Source organism: Rhizobium sp. LC145 (assembly GCF_001005825.1).
In the GTDB taxonomy this organism is placed as follows: Bacteria; Pseudomonadota; Alphaproteobacteria; order Rhizobiales; family Rhizobiaceae; genus Neorhizobium.
The window spans coordinates 41509-64984 of record NZ_LBHV01000015.1 but is presented as its reverse complement, the minus strand read 5'-3'; the positions used below and the strand labels follow the sequence as shown (position 1 = coordinate 64984).

Annotated in this window: 20 protein-coding genes; 7 read left to right on the top strand and 13 right to left on the bottom strand. The window is 60.9% G+C overall.

All coding sequences use genetic code 11. The features are described from left to right. Positions 1-16: 16 nt before the first annotated feature. Positions 17-1522, bottom strand: a complete 1506-nt coding sequence (locus YH62_RS26815; RefSeq protein WP_046797386.1) for a sulfatase-like hydrolase/transferase — start codon at positions 1520-1522, stop codon at positions 17-19. Positions 1523-1537: 15 nt separating this feature from the next. Then, complete coding sequence (locus YH62_RS26810) at positions 1538-2509, bottom strand: tripartite tricarboxylate transporter substrate binding protein (RefSeq protein WP_046797385.1); 972 nt, start codon at positions 2507-2509, stop codon at positions 1538-1540. Between the two features lie 125 nt (positions 2510-2634). Here YH62_RS26810 and YH62_RS26805 point away from each other — a divergent pair, with 125 nt between their 5' ends. After that, entirely contained in the window at positions 2635-3528 is an 894-nt protein-coding gene (locus YH62_RS26805; protein WP_046797384.1) for a LysR family transcriptional regulator, read from the top strand. A gap of 212 nt (positions 3529-3740) precedes the next feature. Here the strand turns inward: YH62_RS26805 and YH62_RS26800 are convergent, their stop codons facing one another. Beyond that, positions 3741-4625, bottom strand: coding sequence for a LysR substrate-binding domain-containing protein (locus YH62_RS26800; protein WP_046797383.1), 885 nt, complete (start codon positions 4623-4625; stop codon positions 3741-3743). A 108-nt stretch (positions 4626-4733) separates the two neighbouring features. Between YH62_RS26800 and YH62_RS26795 the strand changes: the two genes are divergently transcribed. The 5 genes from YH62_RS26795 to YH62_RS26775 all read left to right on the top strand — a co-directional run bounded on the left by YH62_RS26795 (position 4734) and on the right by YH62_RS26775 (position 9950). Then, on the top strand, positions 4734-5915 hold the full coding sequence (locus YH62_RS26795) for a PLP-dependent transferase (protein ID WP_046797382.1): 1182 nt from the start codon (positions 4734-4736) through the stop codon (positions 5913-5915). A 74-nt stretch (positions 5916-5989) separates the two neighbouring features. Continuing rightward, positions 5990-6970 (top strand): amino acid ABC transporter substrate-binding protein, encoded by a 981-nt coding sequence (locus YH62_RS26790; RefSeq protein WP_245282217.1) that lies wholly within the window; start codon positions 5990-5992, stop codon positions 6968-6970. A gap of 18 nt (positions 6971-6988) precedes the next feature. Then, entirely contained in the window at positions 6989-8113 is a 1125-nt protein-coding gene (locus tag YH62_RS26785) for an ABC transporter permease subunit (protein WP_046797380.1), read from the top strand. Then, entirely contained in the window at positions 8110-9207 is a 1098-nt protein-coding gene (locus YH62_RS26780) for an amino acid ABC transporter permease (RefSeq protein WP_046797379.1), read from the top strand. Before YH62_RS26785 ends, YH62_RS26780 begins: the two co-directional genes overlap by 4 nt. Then, positions 9204-9950, top strand: a complete 747-nt coding sequence (locus tag YH62_RS26775) for an amino acid ABC transporter ATP-binding protein (RefSeq protein WP_046797378.1) — start codon at positions 9204-9206, stop codon at positions 9948-9950. The genes YH62_RS26780 and YH62_RS26775 overlap by 4 nt, the downstream gene beginning before the upstream one ends. Before the next feature lie 54 nt (positions 9951-10004). Here YH62_RS26775 and YH62_RS26770 read toward each other — a convergent pair whose 3' ends face one another. From YH62_RS26770 to YH62_RS26735, 8 genes are all read right to left on the bottom strand, one after another. Beyond that, entirely contained in the window at positions 10005-11207 is a 1203-nt protein-coding gene (locus YH62_RS26770; protein WP_046797377.1) for a M20 family metallopeptidase, read from the bottom strand. A gap of 70 nt (positions 11208-11277) precedes the next feature. After that, positions 11278-12336 (bottom strand): ABC transporter ATP-binding protein, encoded by a 1059-nt coding sequence (locus YH62_RS26765; protein WP_046797376.1) that lies wholly within the window; start codon positions 12334-12336, stop codon positions 11278-11280. Beyond that, complete coding sequence (locus YH62_RS26760) at positions 12326-13300, bottom strand: ABC transporter ATP-binding protein (protein WP_046797375.1); 975 nt, start codon at positions 13298-13300, stop codon at positions 12326-12328. The genes YH62_RS26765 and YH62_RS26760 overlap by 11 nt, the downstream gene beginning before the upstream one ends. Beyond that, complete coding sequence (locus YH62_RS26755) at positions 13300-14211, bottom strand: ABC transporter permease (protein ID WP_046797374.1); 912 nt, start codon at positions 14209-14211, stop codon at positions 13300-13302. The genes YH62_RS26760 and YH62_RS26755 overlap by 1 nt, the downstream gene beginning before the upstream one ends. 4 nt (positions 14212-14215) lie before the next feature. Next, the gene (locus YH62_RS26750) at positions 14216-15190 is read right to left on the bottom strand and encodes an ABC transporter permease (RefSeq protein ID WP_046797373.1); all 975 of its coding nucleotides are present in this window, start codon (positions 15188-15190) and stop codon (positions 14216-14218) included. A 14-nt stretch (positions 15191-15204) separates the two neighbouring features. Next, on the bottom strand, positions 15205-16815 hold the full coding sequence (gene ggt / locus YH62_RS26745) for a gamma-glutamyltransferase (RefSeq protein ID WP_046797372.1): 1611 nt from the start codon (positions 16813-16815) through the stop codon (positions 15205-15207). Then, on the bottom strand, positions 16812-17666 hold the full coding sequence (locus YH62_RS26740) for a hydrolase (RefSeq protein WP_046797371.1): 855 nt from the start codon (positions 17664-17666) through the stop codon (positions 16812-16814). Before YH62_RS26740 ends, ggt begins: the two co-directional genes overlap by 4 nt. A gap of 56 nt (positions 17667-17722) precedes the next feature. Next, positions 17723-19297 carry an ABC transporter substrate-binding protein gene (locus YH62_RS26735; protein WP_046797370.1) on the bottom strand — a complete coding sequence of 525 codons (1575 nt, stop codon included), beginning with the start codon at positions 19295-19297 and terminating at the stop codon, positions 17723-17725. 198 nt (positions 19298-19495) lie between these two features. Between YH62_RS26735 and YH62_RS26730 the strand changes: the two genes are divergently transcribed. After that, positions 19496-20248: an IclR family transcriptional regulator gene (locus tag YH62_RS26730; RefSeq protein WP_046797369.1), complete on the top strand. Its 753-nt coding sequence runs from the start codon at positions 19496-19498 to the stop codon at positions 20246-20248. 66 nt (positions 20249-20314) lie between these two features. Here YH62_RS26730 and YH62_RS26725 read toward each other — a convergent pair whose 3' ends face one another. Further along, positions 20315-21787 carry a M20 family metallopeptidase gene (locus YH62_RS26725; RefSeq protein WP_046797368.1) on the bottom strand — a complete coding sequence of 491 codons (1473 nt, stop codon included), beginning with the start codon at positions 21785-21787 and terminating at the stop codon, positions 20315-20317. A 132-nt stretch (positions 21788-21919) separates the two neighbouring features. Continuing rightward, entirely contained in the window at positions 21920-23464 is a 1545-nt protein-coding gene (locus tag YH62_RS26720) for an ABC transporter substrate-binding protein (protein WP_046797367.1), read from the bottom strand. Between the last annotated feature and the right edge of the window lie 12 nt (positions 23465-23476).

The window sequence follows — 23476 nt, the reverse complement described above, 5'->3', positions numbered from 1 at the left end:
GACAGCACTGAACCCTTCAGACGCCTCCGACCACCTTTGAGGGGTCCTGCAGAAGCGGCGCCGGAAAGTGGAGGCCGCGCTGTCCCGAGAGGCCGCGGTTCGGCTCCACCTGATGACCGGGAATGGGTACACCTGTGAATTCCTGTAAGTCGACGGCAAGCAGATCATCGCCATAGAGCTCTTCCCGCAGAAGCTGCTGCAGGGCTGAAGCGACGTCCGCATAGGAAGCGTCCTCGAACACGTCGTGCATTTCCCGCGGGTCATTTTCGAGGTCGAAAAGCTGGAAGTGCGAGCCTGCCGGATACCAGATCAGTTTGTGGCGACCGTCATGGACCATCCGCATGGCCTTCGCTCCCGAAAGGGTCTCAGCGTAAAGAAAGTCGCGCCGCTCGTCGCCTACCATGGGGCGCCCCTCGCAGGTATCCGGTATCGCCAGATCACAGAGCGCGAGCAGTGTCGGCATGACGTCCTGCAGACCGACAAGACGGCTATCCACGGCACCTCTACCGACCCGCGCGTCTGCAGCGGTCCCGACCAGGATCATCGGAATGTTCGCCGACCCCTCATACATCAGGCGCTTGGCGTAAAAGCCATGATTGCCCAGCATGTCGCCGTGATCGCTGGTGATCAGGATAACCGTATCGTCGAGAATCTGCTCCTCGCGCAGCGTCCCGATGAGGATTCGGATCTGGTGATCGATATGCGTGCAAAGGGCATAGAATGCCCTGCGCATATCGGCGAGCTGAGCCGGCGGCAGCTTCGCCCAGTAGTCGCGCGTCAACCTCAGCGGATGTGGTAGCGTCTCGGCATCTTCCGCCCAGGCGCCGATGAAGGGCTCATCCATTTCGCGCGCTCTATAACGCTCGAAGTAACTTGCGAGCGGTATCAGAGGTGGATGCGGCGGCGTATAAGAGACATGCCAAAGAGCCGGCCGGGTTGGATCGCGTCGCTTGATGCTACGGGCGGCAGCCCACGTGGTCCAGTTTGTGACGTGCAGCTCTTCCGGCAAATGCCAGGTGCGCCAACTGTATTCGTTGTTGCTCATGCCGTGCATGAATTGCTGGCCGGCATGTCCCCTGTCAGCCAGGAACATTTCGTAGTCGTCCGTGCCGCCAAGAGCGCCTCGCCCTTCTTCCGCCAGCAGGGCGTCATCGAAGCCGATACGATCCCTTTGGGGATAGACGTGGAGCTTGCCGATCGCCTGGGTCTGATAACCGTTGCTGCCGAAGGTGGCGGCAAGCGTGGGTAGATCGGCCGGCATGCGCAGCGACGGCTGAAATACCCGATCGCCGTGCCGGCGCGGACTCGTACCCGTCATGATCGAGCGTCTAGCCGGAATGCAGATCGGGCATTCCGCATAAGCACGCGAGAACCGCGTGCCGATGGACGCGAGATGGTCAAGCGTCGGCGTCTCAATCACCGGATGGCCCGCGCAGCCAAGCAGATTGCCCGGCCACTGATCGACGGTCACGAAGAGGACATTGGGCCGAACCTGTCTGCCCTCCGGATAGGTGTGTTTCATGATATCCGAGACCTGTCAGTCTTTCGTCGCGCCGGAGGCTTCAACGAGCTGTTTCATCTTGTCGTTTTCGGTGGCTATGAAGTCAGCGAACTGCTGGGGCGAACCACCTGCGATGCCGATGTTGAGCTCGGCGAACCGGTTCTTCACATCGTCCTGCTTGATCGCCTCGTCGAGCGCTTCATTCACGCGGTTGACGATCTCCGCCGGCACGCCGGCCGGATAAAACACCCCGTGCCAGGAGGCAAAGACATAGTCCTTGACGCTTGCCTCGGCCATGGTGGGTATATCCGGCAGGGCCTGTGACCGCTCAGCGCCCGTTACGGCAAGTGCGCGAAGTGCACCATTCTTCACATGAGGAACGGCAGTCCCATCGATCATCATCTGGACATGACCGGCAATGACGTCCGTCAGCGCGGGCGCCGAGCCGTTATAGGGGATATGAACCGGGTTGATGCCGGCCAGGCTCTTGAAATATTCGAAAGCCAAATGCTGCGGGGACCCGTTTCCGGAGGATGCATAGGAGAAACTGTCAGGCTCCTTCTTCACCAGCGCGATCAGTTCCTCGACCGTATTGGCGTTGACCTCAGGATTGACGACGAGAAGCAGAGGAACAGAGGTGATCTGGATAATCGGCTGAAAATCCTTGATCGGATCATAGGTGAGATTCTTGTAGACATGCGGACTGATCGCATGCGTGCTGATGTCGCCGATCGCCATGGTATAGCCATCCGGCGCGGCGGACTTGAGCCCGGTCGTCGCGATCGTGCCGCCTGCTCCCGGCTGATTTTCGACGACGACCGATTGTCCCAGTTTCTCGCTCAGCTTCGGCGCGATCGTTCTTGCAATTAGATCCGTGTTCCCGCCTGGAGCGAAAGGAACGATCAAGGTGATCGGTTTCACCGGCCACTTTTCCTGTGCTGATGCTGTCGGTGCCTGAACTCCCAGCGCGATTGCGGCGGCGATTGCAGTTGCAAACAGAGCTTTCATGATGCCTCCCTTGGTCTTTGCGGTGCTCCTCAAGAACCGCGCGCCTTGGCAATAGCCAGTGCGCAAAATATAAGCTACCTTATCTCCTGCTGATTTAGAAATTAGAGAGTCTAATAAGAGGGAAGATGGATCAGCGGCTTCTTACTTCATTTATCGTGCTCGCCGAGGAACTCCATTTCATCCGAGCGGCCGAGCGACTGCGGATAACGCAATCGGCACTCAGCCAGCAGATTTCCAAGCTGGAGCAGGAACTCGATGTGCAATTGTTCGATCGCACGCGCCGTCGCGTATCCTTGACCGATGCCGGCAACAGCCTGCTTGAGGAAGGCAGTATCGCTTTGAAGCAGCTGACGCTGGCAGTCGATATGGCGAAACGGGCCGCGCAAGGGCATGTGGGACGATTGACGATCGGCTTTGCCGATGCCGCCGCACTCAACGTCCTGCCCACCCTCACCTCGGAATTTGCGCGTCGCTATCCCGGCGTCAATCTGATCCTGCACGAAATGATTTCCGCCGAGCAGGTGGAGGCATTACGGGCCGGCCGGATACAGATCGGACTGCTGCGCCCTGTTTTCGACGATGGAGACTTCGAAACCTCGCTGCTGCATCGTGAGCCTTATGTCGTCGCGATCGCGGCCGCCCATCGGCTGGCCGCGGTGAAAACGATTCGACTTGCCGACCTGGCTCAGGAGGGTCTCATCACGACCCGTCGCGTCAAGGCCCGTTATGTGGAGGGAAATTTTCAGCCCCACTTCAAAAAAGCCGGCGTGCAAATCAAAGTCGTCCAGGAGGTCAACGAACTCCATGCAATCCTCGGCCTTGTCGCCGGTGGCCTCGGTATCGCGCTCTTCCCGCGATCCATCATGAAGCTTCAGCTGGAAGGCGTAGTCTACAAGCCGCTCACACCAGACCAATCGCCGATGGCTGAGATGCTGATTGCAAAACGCAGCGATGACCGGACAGCGACGACCATGCGTTTCATGGAGTTGGCAAAAAGGTTTTATCCCTCAGTCCGATGACCACAGCGGGTCTGGCTTGCGCCGAGCGCTTGCCGGGCATGGACTGGACCGCCGAAGCGAATGGCATATCGAGGTTCGCTATATCCTAGATGATGCGCGTTAGGCCGCGTGCCAGATCCTGGCCGGAGACGACATCCCGCCCCAATTGAGCTGTTCGGATACCCGCGGTCAGAACCTACGCATAGTCTCCAGTAATGCGGTGTGCAAGCCGCTTACCTGCTATTCCTGGCGTCCATCAGCGCCGCGACGAAGGCCCGTACCAGGCTCGCCTTCTGCATGTCCGGACGAAACAGGAGATAGCTCTTGAAATAGACCGCAGGCTCCAACGGCCGCAAGGCAAGTCCGCGGTCTTCGAAGCCATCGACGGCAAGCGGATTGACGATCGCCACACCCACCCCCTCTAGGGCCAGAGCGCATGCGGTGATGGCGAACGGCGTCTCGATCACCAGATTGGGCTTCGAACCGGCTTCACCGCACAGTCGGTCGAACTGCAGTCTCGCCCTGTCTTCCGGAGAAAGGGCGACATAATCGACCTCGTGCAGATCCTCCGGCCGGATCACCTTTCGCGAAGCCAGCGGATGCCCGGGAGGAATGGCGCAGAGCGCGGGGAAACTGCCGAACACCTGGTGCTCCACGCCTGAAAGATCGACCTCGTCCGCCGCAAGTCCAAGATCGAACTCCCCATCGACGACGTGATTCCGCACGGCTGCCGAAGACATGATGTTGAGTGTCACGACGGCTGCGGGATGCGCCTGCCTGAACTTCTTCACGGCTCTCGGTACGATGGTCGACCCCGCGGCTGCGAGGCTCGCCACCCGTATCTGTCCCGATCCGAAGTCCCTGATCCGCGCAGCCGACGAGCGCAGCAGATCGAGCCCCCGAAAACTCGCGTCAACGTCGCGGTAGAACGCCTGCCCCTCGGGAGTTGGTATCAGCCGGCCCTTGACCCGGTCGAAGAGCGCAAAGCCGACAGCCTCCTCAAGTTCGCCGACCAGCCTGCTGACATTGGGCTGGGTCACACCCATCAGCTCGGCTGCGCGGGAGACGGTCCCACTCAGGATGACGGCGCGGAACGCCTCGATCTGCCGGAAGTTCATGGAACCTCATCCTATAAGCTTTTGGCATGGACTTAGACGTTCTCGTCAATTGTTTGTCTACCCCCGCCCCGCGTACAGTCGGGAAAATTCGACAATGAAGGACAGACAATGCGCGACAAGACGCTTTGCGTGAAGCGGCCCGATATATCCCATGAAGGCTTTGCGAGCCTCGCAGTCCCGACCTATCGAGCCTCCACCATCGTGTTCGATAGCGCCGAGGCCTATGCCAAGCGAAGCCAGCGCGGTCCCGACGGTTATACCTACGGGCTCCACGGCACGCCGACCTCGCGCACGCTCGAAGCCTCGATCACCGGGCTGGAGCAGGGCCTGCGCACGGTCCTCGTTCCTTCCGGTCAGGCGGCCATCACGATCGTATTCCTGTCCGTGCTGATGCCGGGCGACACCGTCCTCATACCCGATACCGCCTATCCGCCGGTGGCCGGTTTCTGTGAGAACTATCTGAAGCCCCGCGGCATCTCCTACCGCATCTACGATCCGATGATAGGCGGAGCGATCGCCGGTTTGATCGACGAGACGGTGAAGCTCATCTGGACGGAGTCGCCGGGATCGACCACGATGGAGATCCAGGACATTCCCGCGATCGTCGCCGCCGCCAGAAAAAGAGGCGTGCTGACCGGCTGCGACAATACCTGGGCGACGCCGCTCCACTTCAAGCCGCTGGCCTTCGGAATGGACTTCTCGTCGATGGCGCTCACGAAATACCTCGGCGGCCACTCGGATCTCCTGATGGGATCGATCGCCGTCAAGGACATCGACCTGCATCGCCGGCTCAAGGCCACAATGAGGATGATCGGGCTCGGAGTTTCTCCGGACGACTGCGCTCTCGCATTGCGCGGCATGGAGACGATGGGTGTCCGTCTCGCCCATTCCGGGCGCGTTGCTCTCGATTTCGCAAGGAGGATCGCGGATCGTGTTCCGGAAGATCTGGTCCTTCACCCGGCTCTGCCCGGCGCACCAGGCCACGAAACCTGGAAGCGCGACTTCACCGGGTCCAGCGGCGTGTTCAGCATCGTGATCCCTCCGCACGCCGAGGCGGCGCTGCCCGATCTGTTGACCGCCGCGAAGGTGTTCTCGATCGGCGCCTCCTGGGGAGGCACGCACAGCTTGCTTGCTCCGATGACGATCACGCGCGCAACCAAAAGCAACGCCCATCCGGGAACCATCCTGCGCATCAGCATCGGCCTTGAGGACCAGGACGACCTTTGGGCCGATCTGGAGCCGATCGTCGACCTCATCGCGACAGAACCTGCGATGGCGAGGACCGGCTGACTGACCCTAGCGATAAAACAACAAAGGGAACGAAGAACATGAAGAACTGGACAATCGCCACTATCACCCTAGGCATGCTGCTTTCGGCAAACGCAGCTCAAGCGGGGCCGACGCTGGACAAGGTCAAGGCCCGCGGACATCTCGTGTGCGGCGCCAGCCAGGGGACGGTCGGCTTCGGCGCGCCGGACGACAAGGGCTACTGGAGAGGTCTCGATGTCGAGACCTGCAGAGCGGTCGCCGTCGCCGTGTTCGGTGATAAGGACAAGGTCGAGTTCGTCCCCTTGAGCGGTCAGCAGCGGGTCCCCGCGCTTCAAACGGGCGAGATCGACATTCTCCCCCGCACCCTCACCTGGACGCTGCAGCGGGACGCCAACGGCATCAACTTCACCACGCCCAATTATTACGAGTTCACGGGCTTCATGGTTGCGAAATCGTCCGGCGTCACCAAAGTCGAGGAAATGACAGGTGCATCGGTCTGCGTACAGACGGGCTCCACCACGGAAGTCGTCGTCAACGACGTATCGACCAAGCTCAATCTCGAGCTGAAGCCGGTCGTGTTCGACAATGTTGCGGCGACACGCCAGGCTTTCTTCTCGGGACGCTGCGACGCGCTCATCACCGACGCCTCGGCGCTGGCATCGGTGCGCGCTACCCAGTCGAACAACCCGGACGACTATCTGATCTTCCCGGCGACCAAGTATATGGATGCGCTCACGCCCGCTGTGCGGCACGGGGACGACCAGTGGCTGGATATCGTCAACTGGTCGATCCAGGCTCTCCTCAATGCCGAGCTATACGGGATCACCCAAGCCAATATCGACCAGATGACGGAGTCCGACGATCCGCGCGTGAAACGTTTCCTCGGCGTCGAGCCCGGCAACGGCAAGGCGCTCGGCCTTGAGGACAAGTTCGCCTACAACATCATCAAGCAGCTCGGAAACTACGGCGAGATGTTCGACCGGAACGTCGGCAAGGACAGCCCCTTGAAGATCGAGCGCGGCCCGAACCGCCTGTTCTCCGACGGCGGCCTCATGTTCCCGATGGCCTTCCAATAAGCTTCGGAGGAGGTGCTCATGATCTCGGCTCTTCTGGACAACAGACGGTTCAGGAGCTGGGGCGGCCAGGTACTGCTGCTTGGCGGCTTTGCCGCCCTGCTCGCCTGGCTCGTCAGCAACACCGTCGCCAATCTCCACGCCCGCGGGATAAGGGTAGGCCTTGACTTCCTGTCGCGGCCCGCCAACTTTCCGATTTCGGAAAGCGTGCTGCCCTACGACCCTTCCGATACATTCCTCTGGGCTTACGTCGCCGGACTGGGGAATACGCTCACGATCTCCATTCTTGCGATCCTTCTCTCGACTGTGCTCGGGCTCGTCGTCGGGCTCGCACGGCGCTCGAAGCATCCTCTGACATCCGGTGTGGCGGGTGTTTTCGTGACGACGATGCGGAACATGCCGCTGATCGTCCACCTCCTCTTCTGGTATGCGCTGGCGACAATCGCCCTGCCGGCTCCCCGTCAGGCCTTCAATCCGCTGCCGGGCGTGTTCCTCTCACTTCGGGGCTTCTACATCCCATCCCTTCAACTGGATACCGCCGCCGTCGCTTTCCTATGTGCGATGGGAGGAGTGCTGGCGCTGTTCGCTTACTTCCGCCGCAGGTTCGCTCGGACGTGGATCGGATTTGCGATAGCCATTGTGATTGCGGTCGCCCTGGCGGCAGTCATCCGACCCTCATTCGAACTCGACACTCCCCAGATGAAGGGCTTCAATTTCACGGGCGGGCTCAGGCTATCTCCCGAATTCGCAGCTTTGATGCTCGGCCTCGTGATTTACACATCCGCCTTCATCGGAGAGATCATCCGGGGCGGCATAGACGCCGTGCCGCTCGGCCAGTGGGAGGCCGGCCGGGCCATCGGGCTGTCTGAGCGACACACGCTGACCAAGGTCGTCATTCCGCAGGCGCTGCGCATCATCATCCGGCCGATGACCTCCCAATATCTCTCGACCGTCAAGAACACGACACTTGCGCTCGCCGTCGGATACCCGGAACTCGGCCTCGTCGTAGGCACGGTCATCAACCAGACGGGTCAGGCTATCGAGAGCATCGCATTGCTGCTCGGGATCTTCCTGACCATCAGCATCGCAGTATCGCTCTTCATGAACTGGTATAACGCCCGCGTGGCCCTGGTGGAGGCACGATGACCGCTATCGACATGAACCCACCCATCGGCCACATCGAGTCGCCAGGCCCGCCCAGGCCGTCCCGCAGGTCGCTTATCCGGCTGTTCTTCGGCGACTTCGCCGCATCCTGCCTGACCGTGCTTACCGCAGCCCTACTGATCTCGATGATCCCGGCCGTCAACTGGGCCGTGTTCGATGCGGTCTGGACGACCGACGATCCCTCCGCATGCCGCGAAGGCGGAGCCTGCTGGGCATATATAGCCGCCAAGTTCCGCTTCATCATCTTCGGCGTCTACCCTCCGCAGGAGCAATGGCGCCCTCTCCTGGTGATGGGACTGGTCCTGGCAATGATCCTTGCCTCTCTGTCGCCAAGGCTCTGGGGCACGCGGCTCGTCTATGCGTGGGTCGTCGCTGTCGCCGCCATGCTCGTCCTGATGTGGGGCGGCGTATTCGGAATGACCGCCGTCTCCACCTCGAACTGGGGCGGCCTTCCCGTCACATTGCTGCTGGCCCTCCTGTCCCTTGGCCTCGGCTTCCCGTTCGCCGTCTTCCTTGCTCTGGGCAGACGGTCAGTCCTGCCGGTTCCACGCCTGCTTTCGGTCATCACAATCGAGCTCGTTCGCGGCCTTCCGCTGGTCGGTCTCTTATTCGTGGCATCGATCCTGTTGCCTCTGCTGCTTCCCGCCGGATGGTCCATCGACAAGCTCGGGCGGACGCTCGCGGCGCTCACGGTGTTCGCGGCTGCATATCTCGCCGAGGTCATTCGCGGCGGCCTGCAGGGCGTGCCTGCGGGCCAGATCGAGGCGGCGAGAGCCCTCGGCATCCCCTCCTGGAAGGCGGTTTGGCACATTGTCCTGCCGCAGGCGCTTCAGAAGGTCATCCCGCCCCTGACGAATACGGCGATCGTCATGGTCAAGAACACCAGCCTGGTGCTGATCGTCGGCGTCTTCGACATGCTGAGCGCCAGCCGGGTAGCGGCAACCGACCCCGCCTGGCCCTCGCCCTATGTCGAAAGCTACGTCTTCGTCGCCATGATCTACTTCCTGATCTGCTTCGGCATATCCAACTACGCCCGCTGGCTCGAGAGCCGCGTTCAGGCAAGGAGCTACCGATGACCGACCATCCGTCATGCGCAATCGAAATCTCGGGCCTCGATAAGTGGTACGGGAACTTCCAGGTTCTGAAGAATATCGATCTCAGCGTTGCTCCAGGAGAACGGATCGTGGTCTGTGGGCCATCCGGCTCCGGCAAGTCCACACTGATACGCTGCATCAACCGCCTGGAGGAGCATCAGGGAGGCAGCATTGCTGTCAATGGGATCTCGCTCAACGACAGCCTGAAAAACCTGGACGCGATCAGGCGTGAGGTGGGCATGGTCTTCCAGCACTTCAACCTCTTCCCGCATCTGACGGTCCGGGAGAACTGCGCCCTCCCACAGATCCTTTCCCGAGGCAAGCGGAGGAAAGAGGCTGAGGAAATGGCGATGCACTTCCTCACCAAGGTCAGGATTCCCGAACAGGCCAATAAATTCCCCGGACAGCTATCGGGTGGCCAGCAACAGCGCGTCGCCATAGCCCGGGCGCTCTGCATGACGCCGAAGATCATGCTGTTCGACGAACCGACATCGGCACTGGACCCCGAAATGGTGAAGGAGGTGCTCGATACCATGGTGGCGCTGGCCGAAGAGGGAATGACGATGATCGTGGTGACCCACGAAATGGGTTTTGCGCGTCGGGTCGCCGACCGGGTCGTCTTCATGGAAACGGGAGAGATCGTGGAGGCGGACAAGCCTACAGCGTTCTTCGATACGCCGAGACACGCAAGGACGAAGAACTTCCTGGCGAGCATCATGCATTGAAAAAGATGCCGTGTACCGCGGGGTCAGCGGTTCCACCGACCCCTGGCCGGCTCTTTACGCAGTCAGAATGTTGATCGCAGTCCGGGCGAGCGCCAAGGTCCCTAAGGCTATCGCCCGCTCGTCCGGCTGATAGACGGAGCTGTGGACCTTGTCGTTTCGACCCGGCTGGGAAGAGCCTACCAGAAGCCTGAAGGATGGAACCAGGGCTGCGATGAGAGCGAAATCCTCGCCTCCCATGCTCGGTTCGTAGTCGATCGCCACATCGCCCAACTGCGCGTGGATAGCGCCAAGCGTATGCTCTACCATGCGCTCGTCATTGAAGATCGGGGGAGTACCGCGCTTGTAGAGAATTTCGCAGTCGACGCGCAGGCTTTTCGAAACCCCTTCACAGATGCGCCGGATGCTCTCTTCCGCCAGGTCTCGGAGTTCGGGTTGCCTGCAGCGGACGGTTCCCTTCATCTCGCAACGCTCGGGGATGACATTCCTGGCATCCCCGGCATGGATGGAGCCGATCGTCACCACGCAGGAATCGAGCGCCCGAACCTCGCGCGATACGATCGTCTGCACCTGGTTGACGATTTGAGCCGCGGCCACGATGGGATCGACGGCGGCATAGGGCCGAGCCGCATGCCCGGTTTTCCCGTGGATCACGATGTCGAAAGCATCCGACGACGAGTTGGCATAGCCGTGCACGATGCCAAATCGCCCGACGGGAATCTCCGGCCGATTGTGGAGGCTGAGTGCCATATCGACGCCCTCCATGATCCCTTCCGCAATCATCTCCGCAGCGCCGCCGATGGCCTCCTCCGCGGGTTGAAAGACCAGGCGGACGTTACCCGCCAGTCGATCCTTGAGGCTGTTCAGGACGGCCCCGACCCCAAGCACGGTGGCCGTATGAATGTCATGGCCGCAGGCATGCATGCGATTGGGGACCTTGCTCGCGAACGGCAGGCCGGTCTCCTCTTGAATAGGCAATGCGTCCATGTCGGCCCTGATCAGCAGCGTCGGCCCCGGCTTGGCGCCGTATATCGATCCGACGACGCCCGTGCGGCCGATCCCGGTGCGATTCTCGATCCCAAGCTCGGTCAAAGTTTCAGCGACGAGGGCAGCCGTCCGAACCTCCTCGAAGGCAAGCTCGGGATACTGATGAAGCTCGCGCCGGATCTCGATGAAACGACGTTCGTTTCCCGCAACCATATTCGCGATGACCGATGTTATGTCGCCGACACCGTCCGCGGTCGTTGTGATATCTGCCATCGAATTCTCCCCTGGGTGACTTCCTACCGACCGACAGCCGGCGCCCCGCGAACTCCGTAGGAACAACATCTCATATCGAGGCGCCTGAAGCCGCGATGGCGCCAATCCCCGCACTGGTGACGTTCTCATCGTTCAGGTGACATGCCGACCAGTGGCGAGGCGCAATCTCGCGCTTTGCCGGAGCCTCCACTCGGCAACGCTCCATCGCGAATGGACAGCGCGGGTGGAAATGGCATCCCTTGGGAGGGTTGAGAGGGCTCGGCAACTCGCCCTGGATCGCCTTGAACCGCCGCCTGGTCAGCTCGATACGGGGTATCTCCGACAGGAGCGCCTGCGTGTAGGGATGGTTGGGCCGGCGGAAGACCTCCTCCACCGGCGCCTCCTCCACGATGCGCCCGAGATACATGATCGCGACCCGGTCGGAGATATGTTCCACCACCCCCAAATCATGACTGACGAACAGATAGGTAAGGTCCAGGCGCTCGCGCAATTCCATGAAGAGGTTGATCACCTGCGCCTGGATCGACACGTCGAGAGCAGCGACGCTTTCGTCGCAGACGAGGAAATTCGGCTGGACCGCCAGCGCGCGTGCGATATTCACACGCTGGCGCTGCCCCCCTGAAAACTGATGGGGGTAGCGGCCCTTCAGCGTCGGATCAAAGCCGGCCAAGCGGAGATAGCGGTCGACATAGTCCCGACGCTCGCCCTTTGGTATCAGGCCGTGGGCACGAGGCGCCTCCGATACGATATCCTCTATGGTCATGCGCGGGTTGAGCGCCGCCATCGGGTTCTGGAAAATCATCTGCGTGGCGAGAGCCGCGGCATGGCGCTCCTTCGGCGAAAGGCTGTTGCGATCCTTGCCGCGCCAGATGATCTGCCCCTCGCTCGGCTCCAATATCCCGGCGATCACACGGCCGAGCGTGGATTTTCCGCAGCCGCTTTCGCCCACCAATCCGACAACCTCACCCTTGCGGATGCTCAAGCTGACATCGTCGAGCGCATGGACCGTCGATGGAGGCTTTGCGAGGCGCAGTTTAAGAGCTATTTTGGTTGCCAGATCCGGCTTTGCCCCAAAACGGCGGGAAATATTCCGGGCTTCGATCATTGGAGGCATCGTCTCATCGCTCATGTGTCGGTCCCTCCACGGGGTGGAAGCAGCGGTATGCGCGCGCGCCCTCCCAGCTGAGCTCAGGCATCGCCGAACAGCCCTCGGTCGCCCGATCGCAGCGCGCCCTGAAACTGCACCCGGGAGGCAGGCGGTTGATCGCAGGCGTAATTCCAGGGATCTGCCGAAGGGGTTCTCCGCGCCGATTTTGTGAGGGAACGGACATGATCAGTCCGCGCGTATACGGATGACGCGGAGTTCCGAGCACATGCGCGACACTGCCCGTCTCCACCAGCCTGCCGGCATACATGACGGCGATCTCGTCCGCGAGCCGGGAGACGATCGCCAGATCATGCGTGATCCAGATCACCGCCGTCTTCGACTGCTCAGTAAGCCGCTGGAATTCAGAAATGATCTGGCTCTGGATCGTGACGTCGAGCGCAGTCGTCGGCTCGTCGGCGATGATGAGGTCGGGACGATGGAGAAGTGCGATCGCAATCGCCACGCGCTGCCGCATTCCGCCGGAAAATTCGTGCGGATAGGCCGAAAGTCTTTCCTCCGGGCTCGGAATGCCGACCAGGCCGAGTGCATCGCGGGCACGCTGTCGGGCCACCTCCTTCGGCACGGCTTCATGGGCAAGCACCGCCTCGATCAGCTGCGTGCCCACGGTCAGTACCGGGTTGAGCGTCATCATCGGATCCTGGAAAACCATGGCGATCCGCTTGCCGCGCAGCCGACGCATCTCGCCTTCGGAGGTGGTCGCTAGGTCCACCCCGTCGAACAGTATCTGACCGGATGCGATCCGCCCTGGCTTGTCGAGCAGCCGCATGATCGAAAAGCCCGTGACGGATTTGCCTGAGCCCGATTCACCCACAAGACCCAAAACCTTGCCTCGATCGAGCGTGAAGGACACGCCGTTGACGGCAAGCAATCCGAGCCCCTTGCCGAATTCCGTGACCAGATTGCGAACTTCAAGCAGAGCGGACATCACGCATTCCTCGGATTGAGGACGTCGCGCAGGCGGTCGCCGACCAGGTTGATGGAAACGATGGTGATCAATAGTGCGATGCCGGGAAAGAAGCTGATCCAGTAAAGACCGGTGAGAAGGTATTGGTAGCCGGTCGAGATCAGCATGCCGAGCGACGGTTCGGTGACCGAGGCGCCCAATCCTAGGAAGGAGAGCGTCGCCTCGAGCCCGATGGCACGGGCGACCTGCATGGTGGCGATAACGATCACCGGCGCAAGACAGTTGGGCAAAAGGTGCCGGAACAGGATACGCCAGCGCGGCAGCCGGAAGGCCTCCGCGGCCTCGATATATTCCTTCTCGCGCTCCACCAGCGCGGTTCCGCGCACAGTTCGGGCATAGGTCGCCCATTCAGCGATGATCAGCGCGATCACCACGTTGAGAACGCCCTTGCCCAGAATGGCAAGCATCATCAGCGCCATGAGAATGGTCGGAAAGGACAGCTGCAGATCCACCAGCCGCATGATCGCGCTTTCCGTGCGGCCTCCGACATAGGCGGCGATCAGCCCGACCGTCGTTCCGATGATTGCCGCAGCAAAAGCGGAAAGCACGCCGACGATAAGCGAGGTGCGCAGCCCGTAGAGAATGCCTGAAAGGATATCCCGCCCCTGGCTGTCGGTGCCGAGATGATAGACAAGGCCGGAAAAGGATTCCGAGCCGGGCGGCAGACGGCCGTCGAGGATATCGAGTTGCGTCAGGTCATAGGGGTTCTGCGGTGCGATCACCGGCGCGAGCACGGCAAGCGCAACGATCAGGGTCAGAAGAATGACACCGACCATTGCGCCGGGCGATCGGGAGAAGTCCCGCAACTGCCGCCGCCGTCGACCGGGTTCCAGTGGAGCCGCAGTTTCGTCTGGAAGAGGAAGGTTTGTCATGTCTTTAAGCCTTCGCATCCAGCCGGACGCGCGGGTCCAGCAATGTGTAGCAGACGTCGATGATGAAGTTCAGCCCGACGAAGAGGATCACCATCATCATCAGGTAAGCCACGATGACGGGGCGATCGAGAAGATTGATCGAGTCGATGATCAGCTTGCCCATGCCCGGCCAGGCAAAAATGCTCTCGGTCACCACCGAAAACGCGATCAGAGAGCCGAACTCCAGACCGATGATCGTCACGAGCGGGATCATCAGGTTCTTGAGAACATGCACGAAGACGATCCGCCGCTCGGAAAGACCCTTGGCGCGCGCGAATTTGATATAGTCCTGGGGCAGGACTTCCTGCACGCCGGCGCGCGTCAGCCGGAGAATGAGCGAGGTCTTAAAGAGCGCCAGGTTGAACGCCGGCAGAAGCAGATGTGACAAGCCGTTCCGCGTCAGGAACGACCATTGCGCTCCAAGGAATTCCGCGGTCGCACCGCGTCCATTGGTCGGAAGCCAGCGCAGTTCCACCGCAAAGACCATGATCAGCATCAGCCCCACCCAGAAGGTGGGCAGGGAGAAGCCCAGGATGGAGCCGCTCATGATGAGACGGGAGGAGATGCGGTTAGGATAAAGCCCGGCATAGAGACCCAAGGGCAGGCCTATCACGATGGCGATCAGCAGGGCGGAAATCGCCAGCTCCAAGGTGGCCGGAAGCCTCTCCAGGATGAGGCTAAGCGCCGGACGCCCGTACACGAAGCTGTTGCCGAAGTCCCCATGCACAAGCCCCTGTAGGAACAGCATATATTGTTTCCACAAGGGCTGGTCGAGACCGTAATGCGCAATCACACGCAGTCTTTCGGCCTGGTTGGCGTCCGGATTGATCAGGATGTCGACCGGATTGCCGATGACGTTGACGCCGACGAAAACGATGACGGTCATCGCCAGGATGACGAATATCGCCTGAATCAACCGCCGTATCAGGGAGACTGCCATGATGCCTCCTTCTCCTAATCCACCGACAATGAAAGACCGTCCCGCTGGGGGTCCGCAGCGCCTGCGGACACGCCATCCTCGATCTTGATCGCATGGAGGGCCGCAAACGCATAGGTCTGCGGCGAGCGGGCCACGTCATAGCCCATCTCGCTCAATTCCTTCTCAACCGAGCGCCGGATGCGGTTGCAGATGTCGATCTTGTTGGAGACCCCGACCACCCTCGGCGCCACCACGGCCTCGAGCACCGACATGTCGAAGTCGATGACGTTCATCACGCACTGGGCGACCGTCGGCGCAATGTAGCTTCCGCCGGGAGCCCCGACCACCACAAAGGGGTCGTCGCCCTTGAAGACGATCGTCGGCGCGGCGGAGCTGGGCCGACGCTTGCCCGGCGCGATGGAACCGGGCTTGCCGGGGAATGGATTGAACCGGCTCATCGTACCGTTGTACATGAAGCCCAATCCGTCGGTGATCACGCCAGACGGGCTGCCGAGCGTGTGGGTCATCGCCACCGCGTTTCCATACTTGTCGACCACGGACACATGGGTCGTGTCACGCTGCGACCGATCCAGACGGCTGACCTCGGCACGCTCCCCTGCCTGGATGGAATGCGCGTGCGCGGCCGCATGGCCTTTCGATATCAGATGCTCGAACGGAACCTCGACATATTCCGGATCGCCCATATGCGCATCCTTGTCGACGGTCATGCGCTTCATCGCCTCGAACAATATTCTCACATGCTCGGCGCCACCATGGCGCATCGCGCCGACACCGAAATTTTCCATGATGTGCAAAAACTCGATCATCGGAAAGCCCGAGCCGGGGGGTGGCGACGTGGCGATGCGATGACCGCGATAGTCGCCCCATATGGGGGCGGTCTTCGAAAGCTCGTAAGCTGCAAGATCAGCGCGCGTGATAAGCCCGCCATGGGCGGCAAAGTCTTCGGCGATCTGTTCTGCAATCTCGCCGTGATAGAAGATGTCCGACCCGCCGCTTGCGGCAATCCGCTCCAGCGTATCCGCCATGTCCGGGTTCTTCAGGATCTCCCCGACATCGCGCAGGCTGCCGTCCGGATGGAAGTAGACGTTACGTCCCGTCCGGGAAAGCTGGAGCTTGTCGCGCGTGTTGGCGAAACCGTCGGACGACTGATCCTTGCTCCAGTACCAGTGCATGTGGTTGCGGATCATGAAGCCGTTGCGGGCATAATCGATCGCCGGAGCGACGATGTCTGCCCAGTCGAAACTGCCGTAATCGCGAAGAGCCGTCTCATAGCCCTTCAGCGAACCCGGAGTGCATACCGCCAGGTAGCCGATATCAGAAATATTGCCGTCTAGGATATATCCGAAACCGTCCCGGCTCTGGCCCTGAACCTTGTCGACCCACATGTCGGGCGTCGCCGAAAGCGGCGCACGGGCATAGAATTCGAGAATGTCATGCACCCCCTTCGAGGGCATGTAGACATGCATCGAGCCGAACCCGCCGATGCCGGCCATCTGCGGATCGACCACTCCCTGGACGAAGGCGCAGGCAAGTGCCGCATCGACGGCATTACCACCACGCTCCAGGACCGCGGCCCCGGCTTCCACGGCCTCCGGCTGCGGCGCAACGATTGTCGCATTCCTCATGCCGCGCGCCTTTCGGACAGAACCTTCGCCAGGAACGCCTTGACGTGGCCGAGCACTTTCATGCGGTCGTGGGATACGCCGGCCACCTTGTCGAGCGTGACATCGACACCGGCGGCGCGGAAGGAGGCGGCGAGTGCTTCAAGACGCTCCGGCCGGGTGGCGCCGGCATCGTTAGCGCCCTCCATGTAATAGGCGCTTCCCGACTTGTGGGTGATCTCCCAGGTTTCCAGGTCGGCATCCCCCACGACCATATGCACGGGTAGCTTGGAAAGTGCCGCGGCGTCGAACCGCTTGCCGAAGCGGGCCTCGATGTCGCGGATTCCCACCCACCAGTCGCGGTTCGGATCGAGAAGCGTGACAGAGCCGGGGGCACCGATGGAGGCGGCCCAGAGTTTCTCGGGGTGAAGAATCGCGAAGCGATGGGCGAAATGCCCGCCGCCCGAGAAACCGAATATCGCAAATTTCGACCAGTCCTGCCCGTACTTGGCCGCCATCTCGGCGACCATCGAAAGCACCGCCTGATCGTAGCGGATATCGCCTTCCTGCATATATTTGTAGCCCGATCGCGCGCCGTCACCCAGGACATTCATGGGAAAGATCGGGCACAGCACCGCGCAGTCGTTGTAAAGCCCGAATTCGGAAAAGCCGTCGCGGAAGTCGATCGCCGATGTCCGCCCAGTACCATGAACCGCCACGAGGAGATCGAGCTTTCGCCCCTCTGCCGCCGTTGGCGGGACATAGAGAAGAAGATGAAGCCTCGGATCCGCCGACGACGCGAAGATCGCCGTCTGTCCGTAGTCATAGATCGCCCGTGCCCGGGCGGCAGCACCGCTCGTACCGAGTTCCTGCATGCCGATCTCCTGAGAATGAAACGGAAAGGCGGCTTCAGCCGCCTTTCCTGCCGCGATTATTGAGCGGGTTCCACGAAATAGGCGAGCGTGTACTTGTCGCCGCGGGGCGTATAACGGACGGATGCCTTGGCGCCGAGGACGACGTTCTCGTAATGCATCGGCAGCAGCCAGAGCTTGTCGAAAGTCAACTTCGACAATTCCTCGAGCAGCGGAAGCCGCTCCGCTTCATCGAGCGTCGAACTGGCCTTGGCCAGAACCTCGTCTATCTTCGCGTCCGAAATGCCGCCACCATTGTAGCGGCCGGTGCCCTTTTCCTCGTCGCGGGTTGCAACAAGGGCAACCGTCGGGTTCGTGGTTTCACCGGTATTGACGCCCCAGGACCCCAGGAACATGCTGAAGTCACCGTTCGCATAGGCATCGGAATACATCGACCACGGCTGGACCTCAACTTGCGTCTGGATGCCGATCCGGGCCAGCATCTGGCCGACCGCCTGGACGACTTCGCTATCCTTGACATAGCGGCCCGAGGGACCGTGAAGCGTCAGGCGGAAGCCTTCGGGATAGCCCGCTTCGGCAAGAAGCGCCTTGGCCGCCGCCGGATCGTAGCCGACCGGCTCGACCGCATCCGAGTGCCCCATATAGCCTTTAGCAACGAACTGGTCGGCGACCGTGCCGTTCTTCTGCATGACGCGCTCGACGATGGCCGGGCGGTTGATCGCCATCAGGATCGCACGGCGGACCCGCTCATCCTTCAAAGGATTGCGGTCCAGGGCCGAACCGTCGGACGCCTTGACGAAGGGCGAAACATCCTTGCTCACATCCATGCCGATATAGACGAAGCGGGAGGACTGACCGTTGATGACCTGCAGATCACTGCTCTCTTCGACGCGTGCCATGCCATCAGCCGGCAGGGCTTCGATGATGTCGATCTCGTTCGACAGAAGCGATGCCAATCGCGCGCCGTCATCGGGAAGGAAGCGAAGGGTCACGTCCGACCAGTGGGAGGCGCCCGCGAAATAGTCTTCGTTACGCTTGAGGACGAGGCGGTCGCCGGGAGAGAAGGAAGAGAAAACGTAGGCGCCGGTGCCGATGGCGCATTTGCCGTTGTCGAAATCCTGGACCGGAGCCTCGGCACAGTCCGCGCTGATGATGCGTATACGGCTGACCGAGTTCAGCAGCAGCGGGTCCGGCACGCTGGTCTCGACGACCACCGTCAGCGGGTCCTTCGCCGTGACGTTGACGATATTGCGGGTGTAGGAGGCGAAGCCCTGGCTGGGCTTGTCACGGGCCCGCAGCAGCGAAGCGATCACATCTTGCGCATCGAACGTGCTGCCGTCGTGGAATTTCACCCCTTCGCGCAGCTTGAACTCCCAATGGGTAGGGTCCACCGCCTTCCACTCTGTTGCCAGTTCCGGCTCGTTGGCGGAGGTTCCCGTCAGGTCGATGAGACTGTCCCAGATATGCCGCGAGGTCGCGTTGTTCGGCGCCGAGCTGTCCTCGTGAGGATCGAGCGTCGTGGGCGTCGTCGACATGCCGATGATGAGCGGCACGCTTTGCGCCAGCGAAACGGCGGGAATAGCAACGGTTGCGAGCAGCGCCATGGCTGCCGATTTCACGATTGTGTTCGTCATTGTTCCTCTCTCGATAGGCTCGACCTGCCGCCGGTCTTGCTGCCGGCTTCCCGCGGTACGACCGCTGACTGAATTGTTAGAAATCCGTCACACGGCTGTCAAACGGAAATAAATCGTGTTACGCTGTGCGAAACTCCCTTCAAAACGCAGTCTCTCCCATTCGTCCGCCTCCACAGAAAGAGCGAAACAGATCCAGGAATGACCGATAAACCCGATATAATTCAGTCTGTTGATACCGCAATCTCGGTACTCATGGAGGTGGCCAAACATCCTGGCAGCAGATTATCGGACATTGCCCGGTCATTAGGCGAAACAAAACCTCGCATCCTTCGAATGTTACGCACACTGGAACACCGTGGAATGGTGCAGAAGACCACCAAAGGGGGGTTCCGTCTCGGAAACGCCATTCTCGTCCTCGGAACGGCGGCGTCCACCCAGGTCGACCTCGTGAGAATTGCAAGCCCGATCATGGAAGATGTCGGCCAGAAGGTGAACGAAACCGTCCAGCTTCGGATCATCGACAACTCCGAAGCCCTTTGCATCGCCAAGTTCGAGCCCACCAGGGATCTGAGGGTACATGCGATGATCGGTCGGCGCCGGCCACTGCATGCTGGTTCCAGCAAGGTGCTGCTGGCATTCCTCCCGCCGCAGGTTCAAAAACAGATGCTTCCCGAGCAGCTCAGCCGCTTCACGGCCCGCACCATTACCCATCCGGTCCGGTTGGCCGCTCAGCTGCAGGCTATCCGGAAAGACGGATATTGCATCAGCCGCGGCGAAGTCAGCGACCAGCTGGTTTCAGCGGCGGTGCCGGTCCTGGCGTTCGACGGCTCGGTCGTTGCCTCCTTGAACATCGCCGCACCCGCATTCCGCACCCAAGAAGATGACCTTCAGCGTTTCGTGGTGCTCTTGAAGGATGCGGCGCAGCAAATCTCCAAGGGGATCGGCTGGTAGAAGACGGGGCGTGGGCAATTTCGGGAAATGCATGATTTCCACCCGATCCAGCATGCGCGAACCGGATCATTCCGCCTTTGACGGATTTGCTCCTTCCGCAAGATGTTTGCCTGGCGTCACATTCGGTGGGATCGGGCAGACATAGGGCTTGCCGCTGGTCTTCTCGTGCCATTCCGTCTTGGCCTCGGCCAAGAGTTCCGGCGACATCATCAGCGAAAGCCCGGTGGTTGCGAGTGCCTTGGCGGCATGCGCCATCGCCTTGTGCGCCGCCGCACTCTTGCCCTGCGCCACTACCTGCCAGGTGTGCGGATTGGTGCCGATCGCCCAGGCCGGCGTCCAGCATTGCGCGGTGGGCGTTACCCAGCTGACGTCACCTACATCGGTGGAGCCCGCACGGAAATGCGACTGACCATCGAAGTCTCTGAGGCCCAGATGCAACGGCGTGCTTCCATCGACCTTGGCGTTGGAGAAGACGTCACCCTTGATCTGATAAAGCTTGATGCTGCTTCTGATCGCCTCGTCCGTGAAGGTTTGCTGGATCGATTTCGCAAAGGCAAGATCGGCCTCGTCAAAAGCGATCGGACCGAGCTCCACCATGTTCCGGTGCATGGCTGTTTCCAGCGCTATATTGGGCAGGAGATTGGTGGAGGCGGTATCGAAGACGATCTCCACTTCTGTCTCGGTCATCATCGCGGCACCGCGCGCCACCTTCTCCACGCGGGCGGCAAGCTCCATGGCCTGCGGCATTTCCGGAGCGCGGATAAGGTAAAGAACTTCCGCACGTGCCTGCACCACATTCGCGGCTCTGCCGCCCGTATCGGTGATCGCATAATGCAGGCGGCAATCCTGCGGCATGTGTTCGCGTAGGAAATTGACGCCGACATTCATCAGCTCCACGGCATCCAGCGCGGAGCGCCCGAGATGGGCGGAATTGGCCGCATGTGCCGCAACGCCCCTGAAGCGGTAGTAATATTCGAGGACGGCCAGATTGTTGGTGGAGCGGACACCGTTGAAGGGTGCTGGATGCCAGGTCAGCGCCGTATCGACATCGTTGAACTCACCCGCCCTCACCATGAAAGCCTTGCCCGAACCGCCCTCCTCGCCGGGGCAGCCGTAGTAGCGTACGGTGCCGGAAATGCCGTTGGCCTCAAGATGCTGGGCAAGCGCGATGGCGGCCATCAGCGAGCCTACCCCGAGGAGATTGTGACCGCAGCCATGTCCCGTGCCACCGGGGTTGACGGGTCGAGGCTGCGTAAGATCGGCGGCCTGGCTCATGCCCGCCAGCGCGTCGAACTCGCCGAGAAAGGCGATCACCGGCATCCCGCTGCCATATTCACCGATGAAGGCCGTATCCATTTCCGCCACACCCCGGCGAACGGTGAAGCCGTTCTCCTCGAGCGTTCTGGCAAGGATTTCGGAAGAGCGCCGCTCTTCGAACTTCAGCTCGGCGAATTCCCAAATGCTGTCGCTGAGCGCGGCATAGGCCGGCTTCATCGCGTCGATCGCCGCGGAGATCGACATCATTACTTCCCGCTTCATAGCATGTCCTCAAGTCCATGTGCTTGTGCCTCCGATATGGACGTAGAAGCACTGTCCGGCGGCCGCGCCGGATCGATGGTTTCCGATCGTTGGGTGAACCGCGCCAGTGTTGCCTCGGCGCGGTAGAGAGGCTCAGTCCTCTATCGAGACTTCCCAAAGCCTGGGATTGGACTGCCAGACCGGCAGGCCCTTCAGCTTCTTGGTGGCACCCCAGACATCGACCATGTCATAGAGGAAGATGCCCGGCATTTCCCGCAGCATCAATTCGTGGAACTCGTCGAAAATGGCTTGCCGCTTGGTCTCGTCGCGTTCGACGTAAGCCGCGTTCATGAGTTCGATCGCTTTCGGATCATCCCACATCAGCGATGGATCTTTCGACTTGTCGCCCACATAAAAGCTGTAGGCGAAAACTGGATCAAAGCGCGGTGCGACCGACTGGGAAATCACCTGATAATTGCCGGCGCGGCGGCGCTCCACCTGAGTCGCGTAGTCGAGGACTTCAATCTGCACGTTTAAGCCAACCTGCTGCATCATCGCTTGCGCAATGACCGCGGCGGGAAAGCTCGGAACATCCCCTCGCTTGTTGGCGATGATGGTGATCGGCTCACCTTTGTAGCCGGCGTCCTCGAGCTCCTTCTTGGCTGCTCCAGGATCGTAGGGGATGCGCTTTTTCTGGACCTCGCTGAAATAGGCCGAGTGAGAAGCGATGATCGAAGCGCTGGCGCTGCCCGTGCCGTTCGATGCGGCGGCCACCAGCTCATCGAGATCCAGCGCCGCAGCCATCGCCCTGCGCACGGCCGGATTGCTCAGCACCTTGTCCTTCGTCTGCATATAAAACAGGTTCTTGCCGTTGTTCGGCGCGACGATGAGCTGCAGGGTCGGGTGGTTTCTGTATTCGGGGATGAGGCTCGGGGGAATATCGGATGCCTGCAGGACACCAGATTCCAAGCCCGCTTTCACCGTCGCACCGTCCGGAATGATCATCAGCTTCACCCGATCGACGAGCGGGCGCTTCGAGCCGACCAGGCCGTCCGGCTTGCCGTCATTTGCCGGCGAAACATAGTCGTCGAATTTCGTCAGCGTGATGTATTCGCTTTTTTTCCACTCGCCCCACCTGAAGGGCCCGGTTCCGATCGGCTGTGCGAAGGTGCCGTCCGCATTTATAGACGCTTTTGACAGAATGCCCGAATAACCGCATTCGGGCCGCGACAGACTGCCGAGAAAGGCCCCGCTCGGCGAGTTGATCTTGATGACGACCGTCTTTGTATCTTTTGCCTCGACGGATTCGATCTTGGTTTTCTTGGTGCCGTTGAAGTCCGACAGGCAGCTCCATTTGGTAGCGGGGTCCAGGTAGCGCTTGAAGGTCCAGACCACATCATCGGCGGTAAGCGGACTGCCGTTATGAAACTTCACGCCATCCCGCAGCGTGAACGTGTAGGTCAGCCCATCCTCCGATGTCTCAAACCTTTCCGCGAGCAGCGGCTTGATCTCGCCGTTATCGGTAGGCCCGACGAGCCCCTCCACGATGTGCCGGATCACGCCGTCGGTGTTCCCGTCGCGATTGACGCCAGGATTGTTGCTGCGAATATCGGCATTCAGCGCGACGATGATTTCGGAGCCGAACGATGGCGCCGCCATCGCGATGAACATGCAGCTTGCCAGCAGTATCTTGCTCATGTTGTTCCCCTT

Coding starts and splice junctions, on each gene's coding strand:
- YH62_RS26815 (WP_046797386.1), bottom strand. CDS start 1,522: ATGAAACACACCTATCCGGAGGGCAGACAGGTTCGGCCCAATGTCCTC.
- YH62_RS26810 (WP_046797385.1), bottom strand. CDS start 2,509: ATGAAAGCTCTGTTTGCAACTGCAATCGCCGCCGCAATCGCGCTGGGA.
- YH62_RS26805 (WP_046797384.1), top strand. CDS start 2,635: ATGGATCAGCGGCTTCTTACTTCATTTATCGTGCTCGCCGAGGAACTC.
- YH62_RS26800 (WP_046797383.1), bottom strand. CDS start 4,625: ATGAACTTCCGGCAGATCGAGGCGTTCCGCGCCGTCATCCTGAGTGGG.
- YH62_RS26795 (WP_046797382.1), top strand. CDS start 4,734: ATGCGCGACAAGACGCTTTGCGTGAAGCGGCCCGATATATCCCATGAA.
- YH62_RS26790 (WP_245282217.1), top strand. CDS start 5,990: ATGCTGCTTTCGGCAAACGCAGCTCAAGCGGGGCCGACGCTGGACAAG.
- YH62_RS26785 (WP_046797380.1), top strand. CDS start 6,989: ATGATCTCGGCTCTTCTGGACAACAGACGGTTCAGGAGCTGGGGCGGC.
- YH62_RS26780 (WP_046797379.1), top strand. CDS start 8,110: ATGACCGCTATCGACATGAACCCACCCATCGGCCACATCGAGTCGCCA.
- YH62_RS26775 (WP_046797378.1), top strand. CDS start 9,204: ATGACCGACCATCCGTCATGCGCAATCGAAATCTCGGGCCTCGATAAG.
- YH62_RS26770 (WP_046797377.1), bottom strand. CDS start 11,207: ATGGCAGATATCACAACGACCGCGGACGGTGTCGGCGACATAACATCG.
- YH62_RS26765 (WP_046797376.1), bottom strand. CDS start 12,336: ATGAGCGATGAGACGATGCCTCCAATGATCGAAGCCCGGAATATTTCC.
- YH62_RS26760 (WP_046797375.1), bottom strand. CDS start 13,300: ATGTCCGCTCTGCTTGAAGTTCGCAATCTGGTCACGGAATTCGGCAAG.
- YH62_RS26755 (WP_046797374.1), bottom strand. CDS start 14,211: ATGACAAACCTTCCTCTTCCAGACGAAACTGCGGCTCCACTGGAACCC.
- YH62_RS26750 (WP_046797373.1), bottom strand. CDS start 15,190: ATGGCAGTCTCCCTGATACGGCGGTTGATTCAGGCGATATTCGTCATC.
- ggt (WP_046797372.1), bottom strand. CDS start 16,815: ATGAGGAATGCGACAATCGTTGCGCCGCAGCCGGAGGCCGTGGAAGCC.
- YH62_RS26740 (WP_046797371.1), bottom strand. CDS start 17,666: ATGCAGGAACTCGGTACGAGCGGTGCTGCCGCCCGGGCACGGGCGATC.
- YH62_RS26735 (WP_046797370.1), bottom strand. CDS start 19,297: ATGACGAACACAATCGTGAAATCGGCAGCCATGGCGCTGCTCGCAACC.
- YH62_RS26730 (WP_046797369.1), top strand. CDS start 19,496: ATGACCGATAAACCCGATATAATTCAGTCTGTTGATACCGCAATCTCG.
- YH62_RS26725 (WP_046797368.1), bottom strand. CDS start 21,787: ATGAAGCGGGAAGTAATGATGTCGATCTCCGCGGCGATCGACGCGATG.
- YH62_RS26720 (WP_046797367.1), bottom strand. CDS start 23,464: ATGAGCAAGATACTGCTGGCAAGCTGCATGTTCATCGCGATGGCGGCG.